The organism is Snodgrassella sp. ESL0253, from assembly GCF_013344965.1.
In the GTDB taxonomy this organism is placed as follows: domain Bacteria; phylum Pseudomonadota; class Gammaproteobacteria; order Burkholderiales; family Neisseriaceae; genus Snodgrassella; species Snodgrassella alvi_B.
In genome coordinates this window covers 106,270-123,819 of the sequence record NZ_JAAEDQ010000004.1, presented here as the reverse complement: position 1 = coordinate 123,819, position 17,550 = coordinate 106,270, and the positions used below count along the sequence as shown (strand labels likewise).

Below are 17,550 nucleotides of genomic sequence, written 5' to 3'. Positions count from 1 at the left end.
TTCCTTGCGGATATGGATAGGCTGTTTGGTATGAATATTTTTATCTAAATTTTTAAGAGTTGGTTAGTCTGTACGATGAAATTGGTTTTATCGGCATCTATTCTGGCTGCATTGCCCCCTTTGCCGCAGGCAGATGCTGGTTGGGCGGTTTATTTGCTGTATTGTGCTAATGGTGCATTTTATTGCGGGATTACTAACCGGCCGGCACAACGCTGGCAGGCACACTGTTCGGGGAGTGGTGCCCGGTATACGCGTATGTATCCGCCACTTGAGATGCGTCTGGTTTGTGAGGGTATAACTAAAGCCGCAGCAGCACGATGTGAATATCGGCTAAAGCGGCTCAAGGCAGCAGACAAGGCTGTTTTATGGCAATCGCTGGAGAATTTTTTACCCCAGACTTAATTTCTTGAACCAATTAAACAGCCAGATGGGGTTGGCTTACATCAGTACATCAAAACCTGAATCGGCTGAGGCTGGCGTGGTGCTAGCTGGAGCAGGCCGTTCGGGATTAGCTGGTGTGGTGGCTGGATGTAGCGGAGTGATGTTCTGTTTGGGTGCTTCGTCTGCGTCTTCATCAACCTCAATACTGCTGCTTTCAGGAGCAATTTCCTGTTTTGGTTTGTTGTCTGTTGTATCAATATACTTCAATTCAACAATTGCACCGATACCGCTGGTCCATTGCAATGAGCTCAGATTGCCGCTAACTTTGGTTTTGCCGCTACTACAGGTCAGGCAGATTAAGGTGTTGGCCGGTTTATTCAGGGCGTTGTTTAAGCGCTTGTGATCTACTTGTAGCTGGTGTTGCTCTGCCCATGAGCTAATGCTTTGGTTTAATAGTGTTTTGTTTAGAGTGCGTTTGTTGTAGGGGTCTCGGTAAACGGCAATCCAGATGTCGTTTTGTGCATCGGTGTTTACGGAAGCCTGCTGGTAAATTACGGCGGCATCGGCACCGCTTTGTACGGCAGCGGCAAAATCCAGTGCATTCGGGCTGCGTAAGCGAACACAGCCATGACTACGTACGCCGGGTACGCTGCTGGGTACGTTGGTGCCATGGATACCCAAACCTAGACGAGGAGCGCCTAGGCGCACAAATACGGGGCCAAGCGGGTTATTGGGGCCGGGCGGTACCGATTTTTGTACGGTTTTACCGCTTGCGGCCATTTCTTTCTGAATGCTGAGTGGTACGCTCCAGGTAGGATTGGTGACTTTGGCACCAATTTTATATTCACCCAGCGGTGTTTGTGTGCTCGCTTTGCCTACTGTTATCGGATAGGTTTTGATTAATTTTCCGTCCTGAAACAAAAATAACCGTAGTTGAGGAATATTCAGGATGACCTGCTGCCCCTGACCGGGTACAGCATAGTCTGGCATTGGGATGGCAGCATATGCACTTGTTGATATGATGGTGGTAGTGAGTGCACAAAGTATTGGTTTCAACATTATTCTGAAAATCCGGTATGGCAATATGAATATAATCATAACGTAATTTGTCTGCAATGTGAGAAAATAAACGTAGTTAAGTTTATTTACGGCCATTTCTCCGGCTTGAGGTTACGATTTGGAACAACGGTTTACAGCACAGGTTATTGACTGGAATCAGGAAGGGCGCGGTGTTGCCCGGGTAGACGGTAAAGCGGTTTTTATTGATGATGCTTTACCGGGTGAGGTGGTAGAGTGGCAGCCAGTGCGGGTGAAAAAATCCTATACTGAAGGCAGAATCAGCCGAGTACTGATGCCTGGTAATGCGCGTGTACAACCGCCTTGTGAATATTATGAGCGTTGTGGCGGCTGTAATAGTCAGCATATCGAGTTTACCACGCAGGTGGCGCTGAAACAGCGTGCCTGGCTGAATCAGATGCGTCGTTTGGGCAAGGTACAGCCAGATGAGCTGATGCCACCAGTTTATGGTTTGCCCTGGCGTTATCGTGAACGGGTGCGTTTGCGCGCTGTGTATGAAGATGGCCAGTTAAAGCTGGGTTTTCAGGCCAGACAGACGCATGCGATTGTGGATATTGATGGCTGTCTGGTGTTGCCGGTGGCGCTGTCTGAGGCTTTGAAGCCGATTAAAGCTTTATTGCAAAGCTGGCCTGTAGGCAGTGTGGAAGGGATGATGCTGCATCAGGGTAATGCGGTTATTGCGCTTACTTTGCAGATTTGCGGCGGGATAAGCCAGAAAATGCGGATGCAGGTGGATGGCTTACTGGCGCAGCTACAACAGCAAAGCGGCTGGCTATGGCAGTGGTGGTTACAGGCTGGTCGGACAACTACTTTGCAGTCGGCATCGGCGACACCGGTACTGGCTTATGGTTTACCTGAATATCAGCTTGAGATTCCGTATCAGCCTGAAGATTTTACGCAGGTAAATCAGGCTACTAATGAGCTGATGGTACGGCGTGCTATGCAGTGGTTGCAGCCTCAGGCTGGCGAGCGGATTATCGACTGGTTTTGCGGACTGGGTAATTTTAGTTTGCCGGTTGCACGGATGCAGGCAGAAGTGGTTGGTGTGGAAGGTATGGCAGCTATGTGTCAGCGTGCCGGTAGTAATGCGCAACGCAATGGGCTGGCGCAGTTGGCTCGTTTTCAGCAGGCTGATCTTTTTGCTATGAACGGGCAGCGTCTGCGACGGTTTGGTTATGCGCATAAATGGCTGCTCGACCCGCCAAGAGCTGGTGCTCAGGCTTTAATTCTGGCTTTAAATGAGCTGGAAGACCGGCAACTGCCGGGCAGGATTGTTTATGTTTCCTGTGATCCGGCAACACTGGCACGTGATGCTGGCTTGCTGGTTAAGCGTGGCTATCTGTATCGTGCCGGCGGTATTATGAATCTGTTTGCACAGACTGCGCATGTTGAATCTATGGCGGTATTTGACTGGCGATAAAGGTTATTGGTTGTTTGCCAGTCAGACAGGCTGGATTATCTGGTTAAGAATATACATGAATGTCTGAATATTGTTTCTTATGAGGAAATAATATTTTTACTCTGCGGAATTTTGCTGCTTTGGTATTCACGTTAATATAGTTGCTATTAGATAAATGTTTTAGAGGAGTTTATTCATGAACAGATTAGCCGGTATTTTGATGGCAACTTTGCTGGGCATCGCTGTGCCAGCTGTGGCTGCGAATTATAAGATTGACCCGTTGCATACTAATGCGCGCTTTACACTCGACCATTTTGCAACCTCTAGTAATGTGGGTGGTTTTTATAATCTTAATGGTGAGTTGCAATATGATGCGGGTACGAAAACCGGTGCTGTCGATATTACCATTCCGCTCACTACTCTGGATACCGGTCGCAGTGAGTTCACTAAGCATCTGCAAAGCAAGCTCTTTTTTAATGCTGCTCAGTATCCGGTTCTGCGTTTTGTGTCTCATAATTGGAATTTTGATAAAGAGGGTAAGGTTAGAGCCTTACGTGGCCAGTTAACTATGGTTGGCCAAACACATCCGGTTACTTTACGGGCAACCAAATTTAATTGTTATAAAAGCCCGATGAATCAGTCTCAGGTTTGTGGTGGTGATTTTGAGGCTGTGATTGATCGTTCACAGTGGGGAATTAATGAATATCTGACAGCTATGCCGGCCAGCCGATATGTTAAGCTGAATATCCAGATTGAGGCTGTCAGACAGTAAAATTAATTGTTTTTTTACACGGATTATCTGCTTCGTTAGCAGATAATCCGTTTTGCTGTTCAGTATGATTATTTTTTGGCTGAAATTTCGGTATGATGCTGACAACAGACATAAAGATGATGAATAGTTTTGCTGGATATAATGTTCTCTATTTAGTTATTTTTGCAGATATTGTGATATTGTTAGGATACGAATCCGAATGTTTTTCATTAATTTATTTCGAATAGTATGGTTAGGGCAGTGGCCTGAGTAATCAATTTTGTACCGTTAACAGGAATTGTGGAGGGGATTATGTGGTGCATCAGAAAATTTAATGAACTTTCGTCACATGATTTTTATAGTATTGCGCGCTTGCGTATTGATACTTTTATGGTAGAGCAACAGCGGATTTACCATGAGCTGGATGATTGGGATTTACAGGCCAGGCATGTTTATTACCAGCGTGATGAGCAGATACTGGCCTATGCGCGTATGTTTCTGGCCGGCACTTACTTTACTTTTAGCCGGTTTGTAACACATCCGAGTGTTCGTGGTACTGGACTGGGGGATCAGCTGATTAAGCTAATTGTGCATTATGCGCAGAAGAATTGTGCCGAATATCCAATCAAAATAGAGGCAAATCGTCAGGTACTTAAATTTTATCAGCGGCATGGTTTTCAAATACAGGGAGCGCCGTATATTTCTGATGGTATACCCTATGTGCATATGTTGTATCAGCCACAGTAATAGAACGATACAGAGTACATCGGGTTAATGCAGGCTAATGGTGGTATCAGTAGCTTGTTGACAGGGTGGTTTATGTATAGCGCATAAATAAAAACCGGTACGTTTGTACCGGTTGTGTTTGGCAGCAAATTCTAGTCGTTCAGATTAATGCCGTTTTTTTGCAATAACTGATTGATTTGCTCCTGTACTTTTTGCTGTTTGGCTTGTTCACGCAACTGGTCTTTAATCTGCTCAAAAGCGGGAGCATTCGGTGCCTGACGCATACCGGCCAGTTTCAGCAGAATGTGATGCCCGTTAATGGTGATGACATTAGGTGAAATCTGCCCGTTTTTTAATTGTGAAGCTAACTGAGCAAAATCGGGTGGCAGCTGTTGCGGGAGCATCCAGTTGCTGGCTGGTGCTTCAGGGTTAACCTGTTTGAGCAATGTTTCATAAGCCAAACCTTTTCTCAGCTTGGTTAAACCTTCTTCAGCGGCTTCTTTGCTTGGGAAAACGATAGGCAGTAAATTGATTTCCTGACTAACCTGCTCATATTGCCGGCGCAAATCACTGTCATTTACTTCAATGCTGGCAGCCAGATGCTCTACATATTGAGCCGCATAGAATTGTGCCTGTACATTTTGCCATGCAGCCTGAGTATCAGCCTGTTTATCCAGCCCGGCCTTAATGGCTTCGGCTTTTAATATTTCAGCCGTTTGCAGGCGAACGGTAATTTCTTTCTGAATCTCGGCTTTATTTGGCGCAGGAGCACCCGGCTGGGCTTGCATCTGACGCTCAAACTGCTTGAGCATGACGTTAATACGCTGATTGTCAATTTTAGGTGCATCGGCAAAAGCGAGCCCGGCGGACATGATACTTAAGCCAGCCAGCCAGGTAATGCTTTTTTTCATGTTAAGTATTCCTTATTTTCTGTCGTGATTAATAATCGTCAGAATAAAGTTATTATTTAATACTGGCACTCTTGTAAAGTTGATCAATGGCACGAGCCATTGAGGCGCTTTGCATGCGGCGTGACAGGATAGGTTCCATTTCTTTTTGAGTTGGCAGTTTAATGTTGCGCTTGTCGTTTATGTAGAACACTGCGTAAATATTGCCGTTACCTTGCACTGGTGTTGTGGTGTACTGGCCTTTTTTCAGGTCTTTAATAGCATTGAAAACCGGAGGAGCACTTTCCTGTAGGTCTTTGATGGCAACATAGCCTTTAGGGATGCCGCCGTTTTCACGACCAGCCGGGTCAATGGTGTACTCTTTGGCTACTGTAGCAAAGCTTTTTTTCGCCTGTAACTGAGCAATTGCTTTATTGGCGGTGTCTGCGTCGCGAGTGAGGATTTCACCTAATTGTACTTCCTGAGTACCGCTGTAGTATTTCACCATGTCATTGTAGGCATTACGTACATCTTCAGGTTTGACCGGATTGTTTTTAACCACGTTGGCTAAATAGGCCTGTGTCAGTAAATTGTCTTTGAAGAAAGCCCATTCTTCCTTGAAACCGGGCTTTTTATCATCGCCCAGACGTTTGGCTTCTGCTTCAGCCTGACTCAAGGCATTCAAGTATTCAGGATCTTTGTCCAGATTCTGTTTTTTTGCGGCCTGAATCAGCAAAGTATGGGTTATGAGACGGTTAGTGATGCTTTTACGCAACTCGGGCGAGTCCTGAATCTGATTCTGGCTTTCCTGAACCAGTACAGCTACCTGATTATCAATTTCTTTACTGTCAATTTTGGTTCCATTAACAGTAACTACAGTCTGGGCGGCGGCAATGCCGGTTAATCCGAGCAAGATTGCGGTTGCAATTAATTGTTTTTTCATAGTTATCTCTCTTTGAGTGGATAGAAATGGATTATTGCCTTAAATATTCGCTGTTGGTATATGCCCTGATGCTTAAGGCATGAATGGTATTTGCCCTGAATAAATCTTCAAGTAGCTGATGAACTTTGCGCTGCCGCGCCAGGCGCGATAAACCGGTAAAGGCATCGCTGACAATCAGCAGGCGATAATGCCCGCCGCCACGATGGCCTTTATGCCCTGCATGTAAATGGCTGTCGTCTATCAGTTCCAGTTGCAGTGGTGCCAGCGGTTGCAGGCGTGTGCGAATGGTAGTCTGAATATCAGTCATTAGGTAAGACTTTTTTAAAGGGACGAATCAGAATTTCTTCATAAACCCCGGCATCTACATAAGGATCCTGTTCAGCCCATGCCTGTGCTTCATCCAGGGAATCGAAGTCTGCAATCACCAAACTGCCGGAAAAATGGCTGTCATCATCTGGCAGCGGATTCGGGCCGGCCAAAACCAAACGGTTTTGTGCCTGTAGTTCCTGTAAACGTGCCAGATGTCTGGGCCGTGCCTCAATACGTGCTTCGTGACTGTTATCGGCATCAGTGGCCATTAACATAAACAGCATTACAACTCATCCTTTTTAATGTATTGGCTAATATATACAGTTTGTCCGATTGTAAACAGAACTAATATCGTGGTACTGCCAAAAAGTTTGAAATTAACCCACTGTGCTTCGGTAAAATTGAAAGCTACCCACAGGTTGAGCGCACCTAGTGCGAGTAAAAATATAACCCATGCACAAGTGAGTTTGCGCCATGCTGGTTCGGGCAGGCTGATTTCTTTACCAATCGTACTTTTCAGTACGTTTTTATCGCACAGATGTGAAATCATCAGGCCAATGGACATAATCCAGAACAGGACTGTTGGTTTCCATTTAATAAAGCGTGGGTCTTTGAGATAGATAGTTGCACCACCCATTACCACAACCAGTAACAGGCTGACCCACTGCATGGTTTGCAGGCGACGATATTTAAACAGGCACCATGCAGCCTGAATAATGCCGGCAACAATAGCCACTTCAGTGGCAAGGATAATATTTTTGGTTAAAACGTAGGTAGCAAAGAAAAGAATGACTACCAAGAATTCAAATACTGCTTTCATTATTAGGACTTAATATCTGTTTTTCTGGTTTGGGTTAATAAAGATTTGAAATAGTTGCCATGATACCCTGAGTTTTTACACTTGGCACCTGTTAAAGCAATGTGTTAAACAAAATTTAACTATTATTGTATATTGGTTTCCGGCTTTTCAGGCATTGATGCGTCTGAAAATATCCACAGTTAAGGGTAGTTTGAGAGCAAAACATGTAAAGGTAACTTGGCATTAAAGTGTCGCAAAAGCTATTATAGCGTGAGATAATATAAAAACAGGTTTAGTAAACGTTAAACACCAGTTGATTTTAGAGCACTTGTAGAAATTATCATATTGAATTGGCACGCGCCTGATGGCAATGGTGCATTACCGGTGAGGGTACGGGATTGAAGAACGTAAATAATTTAAAAATCATCGCACTGTCTTTATGTATGTTAGCCAGTGCACCTGCATGGGCAGGGCTGGGCAGCTTACAGGTTAATTCGGCCTTGGGTGAGCCGTTTTCAGGAAGTGTGGTTGTGACTGGTGATGAAGCCAGAGCTGCATTACACAGTCGGCCAGCAATTTCAGGAGCACCATTACAGGTACGTGTAACGGCACAAGGACAAAATGCTGTGATTCATTTGCGTTCCAGTAAGCCTGTTCGTGATCCAATGCTGTCTTTCAGTCTTATGGCTGGCAGTCAGGGGCGGCAATATACCGCATTACTTGACCCGCCAGAATATCGCCATAATTCAGCAGGTGCAGGCAAAGCAGCAGGCAATCGCCGCAAGCCGGTACGGCCGGTGAAAGAGAAGTCAGCTGCCCGCGCTACTGCTGCGCTGCAAAATGGGCTGGCTTCTGATAATGCGGTAGTGAAATATCATGTAGACAATAATGAAACACTGATGGATGTGGCACGTAAGGTACGGCCGCAGGGATTGAGTATAGAGCAAACCATGCATGCTCTGATTGTTGCCAATCCGCATGCTTTCCGCAATGGCAATCCGGATTTTATGTACCGTGATATCAGCCTGAATATTCCATCTACTTCACAGCTGCATAAATTATCCAAAATAAAAATTAAAGCAGCTCAAAAACCGGCAGATGCGACACAGAACACTGCGTCAGTATCAGCAGCGCCATTGACACAGGCAGCAGCGGAAAATGCTGCGCCACAGAAATCGGTTAAGGCAGATGCAAGTGCGGGCAAGGCTGCTAATACGATAGTTTCTGAAATTAGTAACGCAGCCTCGGCTCTAACCAGGGATGGGAAAGCTAAAACCGAAACTGTACCTGCATCTGCACCAGCTCAGGCTTCAGCACCTGTTCAGGCTTCCGCGCCAGTTCAGGCATCTGCACCTGCTGCAACAGCAGCATCTGTGGTAAAAGCCGAACCAGTACAACCTAAAGTTAATCAGGTAGCGCAGCCGGTACAACCTGTAGAAGAACCGGCAGAAGAATCCATGTTGCCTGCATGGTGGCCATATGCATTGGCAGGTGTGGCAGGGGTGTTGTTAATTGCTGCTTTACTCTGGCAAAGACGTAAAAAAAGCGATAACGCAGAAGATGATGAAGATTATGCATCTGATGAAGATGATGATGTGGTATTTGATGCTGTACCACCTAAAGTTGAACAATCTGTATCTGTTCCGTCTACATCAGCTAAAGCAGCAGCATCAACTGCGGCAGCTGCGGCTACAGCTGCTAGCAGTACAGCTGAAGACGATGGCGACTGGTCATGGTTAAATGACGCTGCAACAGACACGCCAGCTAAAGCTGATGCACCGGCTGGAAATGTGAATCAAGTGGCTGCAACACCACACCTTGCTGATACAGCACCAGCTGTCGACAAGCAGGAAGAAGATGATACTGACTGGCTGAATTTTAATTTCACGGATGATACTCCTGCTGCTACGGCGGCTCCGTCAACTACTAAGCTGGATAATGCTGACGATTTATCCTGGCTGGATCAGATTGATGAAACCGAGCAGCCAGAAGTTTTGACTTCACACGAGCCGGCTATTGCTGCACCTCATGAAGAGGTGGCAGATAATACAGGTTTTGAGTGGGTTGTGGCTGATGAATCGCAACTGGATGAGCCTAAAGCAGAAGCACATCAGGATGCTATTCAGGCTACACAGCAGCCTAAACCAGCAACATCAGAAGATGAGACGTTAAATGCTCTGGATGATTTGCAGTGGGATGAAGACTTCAAGTTTGATGAAGAACACAAGCAGGATACCACACCTGTTGCTGAAGAAGTGCCTTCTACTAAAGAGCAGACTCTGGCTTCACATGAGCAGCATGCGTTTGCGGCAGAAGACGATGCGATTTCAATGGATATTGACTGGGAAACATTGGGCGTAAGTGATGACAATTCACCAGCTCAACCAGCCAGCTCAACTCCTACACCTGCTGCTGATTCTACCCTAGCAACAGAAGCTGATAGCCTGGATATTCCATCCATGGATTTTGTGCTGGATGACGATAAGTCTGAATATGCTGCTTCAACTGCTACTACACCGGCTTCTTCATTTGCTACCGGAAGTGGTGCACAGGATTGGCTGGAACGATCAGCCGGATCTGAACCTGCTGATCAACCTCTGACACCTGAGCAGCAGGCTGTTCCGCTACAGGCTAAACTGGAATTGGCAAAAATGTATCTGGAAATGGATGATGCAGTTACCGCGCGCCAGACTCTGCGTGAGCTGGTTGATGAGGCGAATGGTTCAATACTGGCTGAAGCTCAAAATCTGTTGCAGCAGTTGGGTGGTTAATTTTGCATTGATTGTGCTTTAGTTATCAGACGTGAAATTTTTTGCTTCTGGTTAAGACTGAATCCTGTGTCAGGATTCAGTCTTTTTATTTGCCTTGAATCTGTAGTATGTCTTATTTAAATTTTATTATCTGGCAAAAATTGTTTTGTTTAATGTTTTCCTGAATGTGATTAAGTTTGGTTTTGTGAACTGCATCGGCGTATGAATCAGTCTGACCAGATTTGCCAATATATTTTAATAGCTGGGTACAACTGTAATAAGTATTATGAATTAAACTAAAGTCTTGATAAGAAAATAACTGGATTTTGTTTGCTGATATTTGGTGCAGGCAGACAAAATATGTGGCAATTTTAGCTTGTGATGAGATTTTTTTATTATTGTAGAATGATATGTTGTATGTTTATTGAGTAAATATAATCTTGGAGATTAATTAAATTTTGTATCAATTATTGATTAGTAATGAGATTTAAAAGATTTATTGTGCTGTTTTTACGCATTATTCAGTACGGTTGTGTGATGTAGTTAACTGCTTAATGGCTTTTTATCATTAATGTGACAGAATAAATATGAAATTTCAGTATGTTGATGCTGAAAATCAAAGCAGTATTTGTGACTGAATATTAGCTATAAACAGCCCGATTTTTGATTTTTCCTGTATTATAATTATTAATATAAGTTAATAGCGTCTGAAATATTTACATTTTGTATTGAATATGGGGATGGTATATGCGAATAGTAACTGGTAAAAAAGTGCTGTGGCTGGGGATGGCACTGGTGTTGTCTGCATGTAGTACGGTGGGTAACAAAACACCGGATGAACTGGTTCGGCAGGGCATACAGCGTAATTTGCTTCATGATAATCAGTTTAATTTTAATGGTCAGATTCGATTGTTGGCTGATCAGGATGAAGTGAAGAAATTTTCGGATAAGGTAGCTGATCAAGCTTTAGATCATAAGACAGAGGCAACGGATTCTGCATCTTCATCTGAATCTGTTAGAAAAAAACAGGCGGCAAAAATAAGTGCTGAGGCAAATAAAAAGTCATATTGTGCGCATGATAATTCGGCAGAGGATTGTGATAAAAAAAATGAGTCATTAAATGGGGCTTTAAGTTTTATTGCACAAAAAACAACTATCCCATTTAGTGGGGCGATTGATATACCGCGTGGAAAATTTGAATTTGTTCCCGCGGTGCGTTATGAAGCATCAAATATATTATTTTCGATTAAAGTGCCGGTGCAGATAGATATTAAAGAGAAAATGCTGATAGCAGATGTGAGAGCGATTAAACCATTTGCAAGTGTTATCAATGCTATCTTTCCTCGGATGGATCAATCGCCTAAAATTCTAAATAAACCCTATATTGCTAAAAAATTTCCTGAACGTGCAAATAATCTGCCATTGAAAGAATTAATACTTGCAGCGCCAAAGGCAATTGATGATGGTTATGCCAGTTATGATAAAAAGGCTTTTGCTCGTTTATCTATAGATGAAGCTGGAAAAAAAATAGGAGCTCGTTATCGAATTCGGCTGAATTCTACTGATGAGCAAGATCGGGTAATGGCGGTGGCTGTTGTTGATAGCTTGAGTGAGCAATTAAAACAATCAGAAATACGGGAAACGAATTTAAAGGCTAAAGCTAATCAATTGCAGAAAAAGGACTATGCGGCAATACAAAAATTACTGGCTGAAAAACGTGAGCAGATATTGAGTGATAAGCTGGGTAAAATTAAATACGATTCGGTAATAACGGATTTTTATTTAGATGATCGGGGGCGTTTGCTTGCAATGCATGAAATGTATAGATTTATCTTTGATAATTCACGAATCAGTCGAGTTCACCGGAATAAAACAATCAATACTTCGCTGTGGATTCAATTTGATTATACATCGCATCCTAAATTTACGCTGAATCAAACACCGGAAAATACGGTTTATCGCAATAATAAATAATATCAATTTATTAAGGTTTGGTTTTAGATACTTTTTAATTGATTAGATTTATGTTTTGAGAATGCCAGTGCTGTTATGCGCTGGCATTTTTTATCGATATGACCTTGGTCACGTGAATGATTTTGTTATTCGTTTGTTGGTAATATGGATATAAATCTGGATTATGCTGCTATCCGCTCAGTGCCGTGATATATCCAGATAAGTAGCAAATATGTGGTGCATTCCGTACCGGTTTAAAATGGTGAATACCTGCTTTTTTAATATATTTGCTTACAATCACCCATTGCTAGCTGGTAAATTATGGCACGTTTTGTGGGCTGACGAGTACAGCACCACAGGCGCAACCGGCGGTAGGATCGGGCTGCACTGGTTAAAGCAATACTGTAACCGATCTCTGGCTTTTTACCAAGAGGTACTATTTTTTGTTTGTTATCTTTAATGATAGTGCCTGATAAACCGTTTTATGGGTCAATTTTGTTTAAATGTACAGGTTTACGACTGTGCTGATACGCAAGCCTGTTGTATACATGACTTCAAGTAATATATTGTTGCGCACGCCATAAGCAGTATCAGTATCTGGAATCGACAGTAAGCCATTTATTTGCGTTTCGGAGGTGATATCGGGTAGACACAAGTCTTTTTTAGGTATCTGGCGTTGTTTGATAGACGCATCTGTGCTGCGAGTGTATTCCTGTAGCCAGCGGAATAGTTTTTTACAGGCCGAAAGTGCGTTGGCTTGTGAGGAGGGTTTTTCTTCTGTATTCAATATTGTGTAAGCCAGGAAAATGAGTCGACATTAAGACAGTAGTATAGCGTCAGTTTAAGCAATAGCCGGATTAGTTATAGGTGTGAAAGCAGTTAATGGCTATGCGATAATAATGCATTCTGTTGGCGTAAATTAGTGTGGATTAGGAAGAGCAATGGCTGCTAATGTAGTAGAACAACCGGCGATGACGGCTGATGACAATCAACCCGTGCAGCGTTGGGCATTAACACTGGCTTATGATGGTGGTGCATTTCATGGCTGGCAAAAGCAGCCGGATGGTTTGTATACCATTCAGTCGGTACTGGAAGCAGCCTTAAGCGCTATTGCGGCAGAGCCGATTAATGTTGTGGTGGCTGGCCGCACGGATGCCGGTGTTCATGCCACAGGACAGATTGTACATTTTGATACTAATGCACGGCGTAGTGCCGAAGCCTGGCTGCGCGGGACGAATACGGCAATGGATAAGAATATCCGTATTGTGAAAGCACAGCCGGTAGCTGCTGAATTTCATGCCCGCTTTGATGCGTATGGACGTCGCTACCGCTATATGCTGGAGTCCAGTCGGGTACGTATGCCGCAATTACGTGGGCGGGTTGGCTGGACTCACTATCCGCTGAACATGGAATTGATGCGTGAAGCGGCGGCGATGCTGATTGGTGAACACGATTTTTCCAGTTTCCGCTCCAGTGACTGTCAGGCTAAGTCACCGGTAAAAACCTTATATGAGCTAAGCCTTGCTGGCAGCCCTGAATTGATGGCGATTGATTTTCATGGCAGTGCCTTTGTGCACAATATGGTGCGCAATATTGTGGGCGCATTGGTGTATGTAGGCGCCGGTAAGCTGAGTGTGGCCGGTTTTGCTCAATTGGTGGCCGCGAAAAGCCGCCGTCTGGCACCGCCAACGTTTATGCCCGATGGGCTGTATCTTACTGGTGTAGATTACCCGCAACAATGGGGGGTGGCTACGGCAACTCTGCCGGTGTGGCTATGGCCGTATCTGAGTTAATACGGCTTGTGGCCGGCTGATTTTAAAAAGGGCTGGATATGAAAATTCGGAGCAAGATTTGCGGGATGACGCGGGTGGAAGATGCACTGCTGGCTGCACGGCTGGGCGTGGATGCCATCGGATTGATTTTTTTTGCCGGCAGCAAACGGCATGTCACTCTGCAACAGGCTCAGGCAATTGTGCGTGCTGTACCGCCGTTTGTCACGGTAGTTGGTTTGTTTGTTAATGCCAGTGCGGCCGAGGTACAGGAAGTATTGGCGCATGTGCCATTGGATGCATTGCAATTTCATGGCGATGAGGGTGCTGAATTCTGTCGCCAGTTTCAACGCCCGTATATTAAGGCAATAAGGGTGTGCAATACGGGTGATATTGAAGCTGCTATTGCCACGTATACGGATGCGCGCGCGTTATTGTTTGATGCTGCTGTCGCTGGCCAGTATGGTGGTACGGGGCAGACATTCGATTGGCAGATATTGCCGCGGCAGCTAAATCGGCCGTGGATTCTTTCTGGCGGGCTGAAGCCGGAAAATATTGCTTCTGCGATTAGGCAAAGTCATGCGCAGGCTGTGGATGTGTCCAGTGGTGTGGAAATCACAGCCGGAATTAAGGACGGGCAAAAGATGCAGGCATTAATGGCTGCAATTAATAGTTTTGGGCTGTCTGTGGACTAATATTTGTACTGTAGCTCCAGAAAATATTTATTATCTTATTGGGATTATTTATGCTGTTTCTTAACGCTCTTGTTCAGAATAAATTTAATTAATCGATTTAAAATGCACACCGATTTTATATTTTCTTGTTGGTAAATATTTTAATTATGCTGCTTGTTTTATCCTCTGCTCAGCTTGTTGCTGTACTGATATGAGTGTTATGCTATAAGAGTTATGTATTAATAACAGTTGTGTACATTTTAATTGTTAGTTAGTTAAATTTCACGGTTTTGTTATGGGTAGAATGTCAAAAAATAAGGGGAAGAATGAATCTTTCAGAGCATAAAGTTTTTTTACAGATGAAAGCAGATGTGCAGTCAGAAAAGCCGATAATTGAGTGGCAATCTTGTCCGGTAAGATTTTCTAAATTATTTAAATGGACAGGCCAGTATTTTAGTATTTGGAATGTAATTATATTTAGTTTGTATTTTATCGCTGAGCTACTTTTTATTTATAGTCTTTCGATTGTAGTATTGTTTATTTCAATCATTATTTATGCGATATGGATGCATAATAATAAGAAAACCTGTGCTATAAAGGAGTCTCATTTAGTCAGCCTAGATCGTAAAAATAGAACGATCACAGTAAGCAATGAGCAATATGCGATCAGGCAGCACCAGCTTACCGATAATTATTTTATCCGAGTTGAGTGTGCTTTACCTTATGGGCGTAAAGTTTCATCATATAAACCACCACTTTGGCGCAGAGGCAGGCTAGTAATCAAGGATGAAAATCTGAAAACTGCTGAGATCCTGTTTGAATATTTCTTCTGTGACGTTGACGCTTTGAAGCAATTGATTGAGGTGGCAGATATTCTTGCTAAAGAATTGAATATTATCCGTGCACGGGATTATGTTATCAATAAAATATATTGAGTATTAGTGGTGTTTGGCTACGCAGGCTTCGGACAAGGGAGATGATAATAATACGCAGAGTACAACAAGTGCTCAGAACGATCAGGGAAGAGCCGGAGCATGAACAAATAATACTGCAATGGCAAGGATACGCTGATTTACAAGGAAAAGATAATCTGTTTGAGAGAGAATTAAAGTACGGCTGTTTGTTGGCTACAATGCTTGTTATAAATTACTGTATTTGTAAATACTTTTTGTTTAATACCTTGATTGCAGCAACTATGCTGAATGCGGTTTTTGTATTGTTTACCATTGTATTGATAAATTTCAATGTTTATCTGGCTTATTCGGTGCGTAAAACGTAGCTGTTCAAAACAGCTCGGCGGATTATATTGGATCGGGCGAATAGGACATTAGCGGTAATGACGCCAAGTGGGGGTAAAACAGAATACCAGCCAGAGTGAAGCTGGGGCTTGTAGGTTGTCCGCAGCAACTGGGGTTGGAATGAAAAGTTGTTTTTTAAGTACTCAGAAAAAACAAAGATTCTGTTACTTGAATATCCCAGAGCATTAACCGTTCATGAGAAACAGGTGGGTGCATTTGCTCAGAAACTGGCAGAAAATTTTGATATTCATTATTTTAATTGCTGTGCCAAACAGGTAATCAGTCAGATTGATACTAGATTAAAAATTTATGGTGAGTGTATTTAGGCTGTTTAATTGGTGGTCATATAGGCTGATAGTAAGCTGGATTAGTCATCTCTTTTGAGTCAGATATTGGTAAATTCTCGTTGTCAGTCAACTGCTAGGTTGGCGGTAACTGGGATTTGGTTGTTATTTAGCAGGGTGAAATGGTTTTATTTATTCTGGCTTGAGTATGGATAACAGGATAATGAATTTAAAAAATGTTAATATGGCTGAATAGTTTTACTTTGCGGGTAAATTGTTGCTCAATGGAATGAAATATGGAAAATTATCACTATCCAGATGAACAGGGTTTTTTTGGTGAGCATGGTGGGCTGTTTGTGTCGGAGACGCTGATTACAGCTTTAACTGAATTAAAACAGGCTTATTATGCAGCGAAGGCTGATCCGGCGTTCTGGGCGCAGTACTATGAGGATTTAAAATATTATGTGGGTCGTCCCAGCCCGGTTTACCATGCCCGTCGCCTGTCTGCCTATCTGGGTGGGGCACAGGTTTATCTGAAGCGGGAAGATTTGAATCATACTGGTGCACATAAGATTAATAATACGATTGGTCAGGCTTTGCTGGCGCAGCGGATGGGTAAGAAGCGGGTGATTGCTGAAACCGGTGCCGGCCAGCATGGTGTGGCTTCGGCTACGGTAGCGGCGCGCTTTGGTATGGAATGCACGGTGTTTATGGGCACGGAGGATATCCAGCGTCAGGCGCCGAATGTGTACCGGATGAAGCTGCTGGGTGCTCAGGTGGTAGGGGTGAGTTCTGGTTCGTGTACCCTGAAAGACGCTATGAATGAGGCTTTGCGTGAGTGGGTGGCGCGGGTAGATGATACCTATTATATTATTGGTACGTCGGCAGGCCCGATGCCATACCCGGAGATGGTTCGCGATTTTCAGTGTGTCATTGGCAATGAAGCGAAAGAGCAGATGCAGGAAGCTATCGGTCGCCAGCCGGATGTGGCTGTGGCCTGTGTCGGTGGCGGTTCAAATGCCATAGGTCTGTTTTATCCTTATATTAATGTACCCGAAACGCGGCTGGTTGGGGTTGAGGCTGGTGGTTTGGGTTTATCCGGGCATCAGCATGCAGCACCTATCAGTTCACGCAGCCCGATGGGCGTATTGCATGGTTTTCGCAGTTATCTGATGCAGGATGAGTATGGACAGGTGGTTTCCACTCACTCTGTGTCTGCCGGTCTGGATTATCCGGGCATTGGCCCGGAACACAGTCTGCTGCATGATATTGGCCGGGTGCAGTATGAAGCAATGGGTGATGAGGCAGCCATGGAAGCTTTTCATTTGCTGTGTCATCAGGAGGGTATTATTCCGGCACTGGAATCCAGCCATGCGCTGGCTTGGGCGGTAGCCAATGCGCCAAAGATGAGCAAGGATGAGGTGATTCTGGTGAATCTATCTGGCCGCGGCGATAAGGATATCAATACGGTAGCCCGTCTGGATGGAATTAATCTGTGATTATTCGGGTTACTGCGCTATGCTAGAGGCCAGATAATAATTATTTGTTGT

General features: G+C 44.1%; 17 protein-coding genes. 10 read left to right on the top strand and 7 right to left on the bottom strand.

The features are described from left to right. The first annotated feature begins 75 nt into the window (after positions 1-75). A complete protein-coding gene (locus GYX26_RS04960; protein WP_174828347.1) occupies positions 76-402 on the top strand; it encodes a GIY-YIG nuclease family protein in 327 nt (108 codons plus the stop codon). A 36-nt stretch (positions 403-438) separates the two neighbouring features. On the opposite strand, the gene GYX26_RS04955 is transcribed toward GYX26_RS04960, so the two are convergent. After that, complete coding sequence (locus tag GYX26_RS04955) at positions 439-1,440, bottom strand: L,D-transpeptidase (RefSeq protein ID WP_238791233.1); 1,002 nt, start codon at positions 1,438-1,440, stop codon at positions 439-441. A 118-nt stretch (positions 1,441-1,558) separates the two neighbouring features. On the opposite strand from GYX26_RS04955, the gene rlmD reads away from it, so the two are divergent. The 3 genes from rlmD to GYX26_RS04940 all read left to right on the top strand — a co-directional run bounded on the left by rlmD (position 1,559) and on the right by GYX26_RS04940 (position 4,355). Then, a complete protein-coding gene (gene rlmD / locus GYX26_RS04950) occupies positions 1,559-2,878 on the top strand; it encodes a 23S rRNA (uracil(1939)-C(5))-methyltransferase RlmD (RefSeq protein WP_194240696.1) in 1,320 nt (439 codons plus the stop codon). A 175-nt stretch (positions 2,879-3,053) separates the two neighbouring features. Continuing rightward, positions 3,054-3,629 carry a YceI family protein gene (locus tag GYX26_RS04945; protein WP_100090769.1) on the top strand — a complete coding sequence of 192 codons (576 nt, stop codon included), beginning with the start codon at positions 3,054-3,056 and terminating at the stop codon, positions 3,627-3,629. 291 nt (positions 3,630-3,920) lie between these two features. Beyond that, positions 3,921-4,355: a GNAT family N-acetyltransferase gene (locus GYX26_RS04940; RefSeq protein ID WP_174828346.1), complete on the top strand. Its 435-nt coding sequence runs from the start codon at positions 3,921-3,923 to the stop codon at positions 4,353-4,355. A 131-nt stretch (positions 4,356-4,486) separates the two neighbouring features. On the opposite strand, the gene GYX26_RS04935 is transcribed toward GYX26_RS04940, so the two are convergent. Genes GYX26_RS04935 through GYX26_RS04915 form a run of 5 tightly spaced genes read right to left on the bottom strand, consistent with a single transcriptional unit; the run spans position 4,487 to position 7,293 of the window. Beyond that, positions 4,487-5,245 (bottom strand): peptidyl-prolyl cis-trans isomerase, encoded by a 759-nt coding sequence (locus GYX26_RS04935; protein ID WP_100090771.1) that lies wholly within the window; start codon positions 5,243-5,245, stop codon positions 4,487-4,489. A gap of 52 nt (positions 5,246-5,297) precedes the next feature. After that, complete coding sequence (locus GYX26_RS04930) at positions 5,298-6,164, bottom strand: SurA N-terminal domain-containing protein (protein WP_174828345.1); 867 nt, start codon at positions 6,162-6,164, stop codon at positions 5,298-5,300. Positions 6,165-6,195: 31 nt separating this feature from the next. After that, positions 6,196-6,471, bottom strand: a complete 276-nt coding sequence (locus GYX26_RS04925) for a BolA family transcriptional regulator (protein WP_100113615.1) — start codon at positions 6,469-6,471, stop codon at positions 6,196-6,198. Continuing rightward, positions 6,464-6,757: a YciI family protein gene (locus tag GYX26_RS04920; protein WP_174828344.1), complete on the bottom strand. Its 294-nt coding sequence runs from the start codon at positions 6,755-6,757 to the stop codon at positions 6,464-6,466. Before GYX26_RS04920 ends, GYX26_RS04925 begins: the two co-directional genes overlap by 8 nt. Next, complete coding sequence (locus tag GYX26_RS04915; RefSeq protein WP_174828343.1) at positions 6,757-7,293, bottom strand: septation protein A; 537 nt, start codon at positions 7,291-7,293, stop codon at positions 6,757-6,759. The genes GYX26_RS04920 and GYX26_RS04915 overlap by 1 nt, the downstream gene beginning before the upstream one ends. Positions 7,294-7,670: 377 nt before the next feature. Here GYX26_RS04915 and GYX26_RS04910 point away from each other — a divergent pair, with 377 nt between their 5' ends. Continuing rightward, positions 7,671-10,043 (top strand): FimV/HubP family polar landmark protein, encoded by a 2,373-nt coding sequence (locus GYX26_RS04910; protein ID WP_174828342.1) that lies wholly within the window; start codon positions 7,671-7,673, stop codon positions 10,041-10,043. A gap of 726 nt (positions 10,044-10,769) precedes the next feature. Further along, positions 10,770-11,996 (top strand): hypothetical protein, encoded by a 1,227-nt coding sequence (locus tag GYX26_RS04905; protein ID WP_174828341.1) that lies wholly within the window; start codon positions 10,770-10,772, stop codon positions 11,994-11,996. 478 nt (positions 11,997-12,474) lie between these two features. Here GYX26_RS04905 and GYX26_RS04900 read toward each other — a convergent pair whose 3' ends face one another. Next, on the bottom strand, positions 12,475-12,762 hold the full coding sequence (locus GYX26_RS04900; RefSeq protein ID WP_174828340.1) for a hypothetical protein: 288 nt from the start codon (positions 12,760-12,762) through the stop codon (positions 12,475-12,477). A gap of 154 nt (positions 12,763-12,916) precedes the next feature. Here GYX26_RS04900 and truA point away from each other — a divergent pair, with 154 nt between their 5' ends. From truA to trpB, 4 genes are all read left to right on the top strand, one after another. After that, a complete protein-coding gene (gene truA / locus GYX26_RS04895) occupies positions 12,917-13,768 on the top strand; it encodes a tRNA pseudouridine(38-40) synthase TruA (protein WP_238791232.1) in 852 nt (283 codons plus the stop codon). Positions 13,769-13,806: 38 nt separating this feature from the next. After that, on the top strand, positions 13,807-14,439 hold the full coding sequence (locus GYX26_RS04890; RefSeq protein ID WP_174828339.1) for a phosphoribosylanthranilate isomerase: 633 nt from the start codon (positions 13,807-13,809) through the stop codon (positions 14,437-14,439). A 305-nt stretch (positions 14,440-14,744) separates the two neighbouring features. Next, on the top strand, positions 14,745-15,353 hold the full coding sequence (locus GYX26_RS04885; protein WP_100090781.1) for a hypothetical protein: 609 nt from the start codon (positions 14,745-14,747) through the stop codon (positions 15,351-15,353). Positions 15,354-16,296: 943 nt separating this feature from the next. Further along, positions 16,297-17,499 carry a tryptophan synthase subunit beta gene (gene trpB / locus GYX26_RS04880; protein ID WP_100113620.1) on the top strand — a complete coding sequence of 401 codons (1,203 nt, stop codon included), beginning with the start codon at positions 16,297-16,299 and terminating at the stop codon, positions 17,497-17,499. Positions 17,500-17,550: the final 51 nt, after the last annotated feature.

Coding starts and splice junctions, on each gene's coding strand:
- GYX26_RS04935 (WP_100090771.1), bottom strand. CDS start 5,245: ATGAAAAAAAGCATTACCTGGCTGGCTGGCTTAAGTATCATGTCCGCC.
- GYX26_RS04905 (WP_174828341.1), top strand. CDS start 10,770: ATGCGAATAGTAACTGGTAAAAAAGTGCTGTGGCTGGGGATGGCACTG.
- GYX26_RS04915 (WP_174828343.1), bottom strand. CDS start 7,293: ATGAAAGCAGTATTTGAATTCTTGGTAGTCATTCTTTTCTTTGCTACC.
- GYX26_RS04885 (WP_100090781.1), top strand. CDS start 14,745: ATGAATCTTTCAGAGCATAAAGTTTTTTTACAGATGAAAGCAGATGTG.
- GYX26_RS04960 (WP_174828347.1), top strand. CDS start 76: ATGAAATTGGTTTTATCGGCATCTATTCTGGCTGCATTGCCCCCTTTG.
- GYX26_RS04955 (WP_238791233.1), bottom strand. CDS start 1,440: ATGTTGAAACCAATACTTTGTGCACTCACTACCACCATCATATCAACA.
- GYX26_RS04945 (WP_100090769.1), top strand. CDS start 3,054: ATGAACAGATTAGCCGGTATTTTGATGGCAACTTTGCTGGGCATCGCT.
- GYX26_RS04890 (WP_174828339.1), top strand. CDS start 13,807: ATGAAAATTCGGAGCAAGATTTGCGGGATGACGCGGGTGGAAGATGCA.
- GYX26_RS04930 (WP_174828345.1), bottom strand. CDS start 6,164: ATGAAAAAACAATTAATTGCAACCGCAATCTTGCTCGGATTAACCGGC.
- GYX26_RS04925 (WP_100113615.1), bottom strand. CDS start 6,471: ATGACTGATATTCAGACTACCATTCGCACACGCCTGCAACCGCTGGCA.
- trpB (WP_100113620.1), top strand. CDS start 16,297: ATGGAAAATTATCACTATCCAGATGAACAGGGTTTTTTTGGTGAGCAT.
- truA (WP_238791232.1), top strand. CDS start 12,917: ATGGCTGCTAATGTAGTAGAACAACCGGCGATGACGGCTGATGACAAT.
- GYX26_RS04940 (WP_174828346.1), top strand. CDS start 3,921: ATGTGGTGCATCAGAAAATTTAATGAACTTTCGTCACATGATTTTTAT.
- GYX26_RS04920 (WP_174828344.1), bottom strand. CDS start 6,757: ATGCTGTTTATGTTAATGGCCACTGATGCCGATAACAGTCACGAAGCA.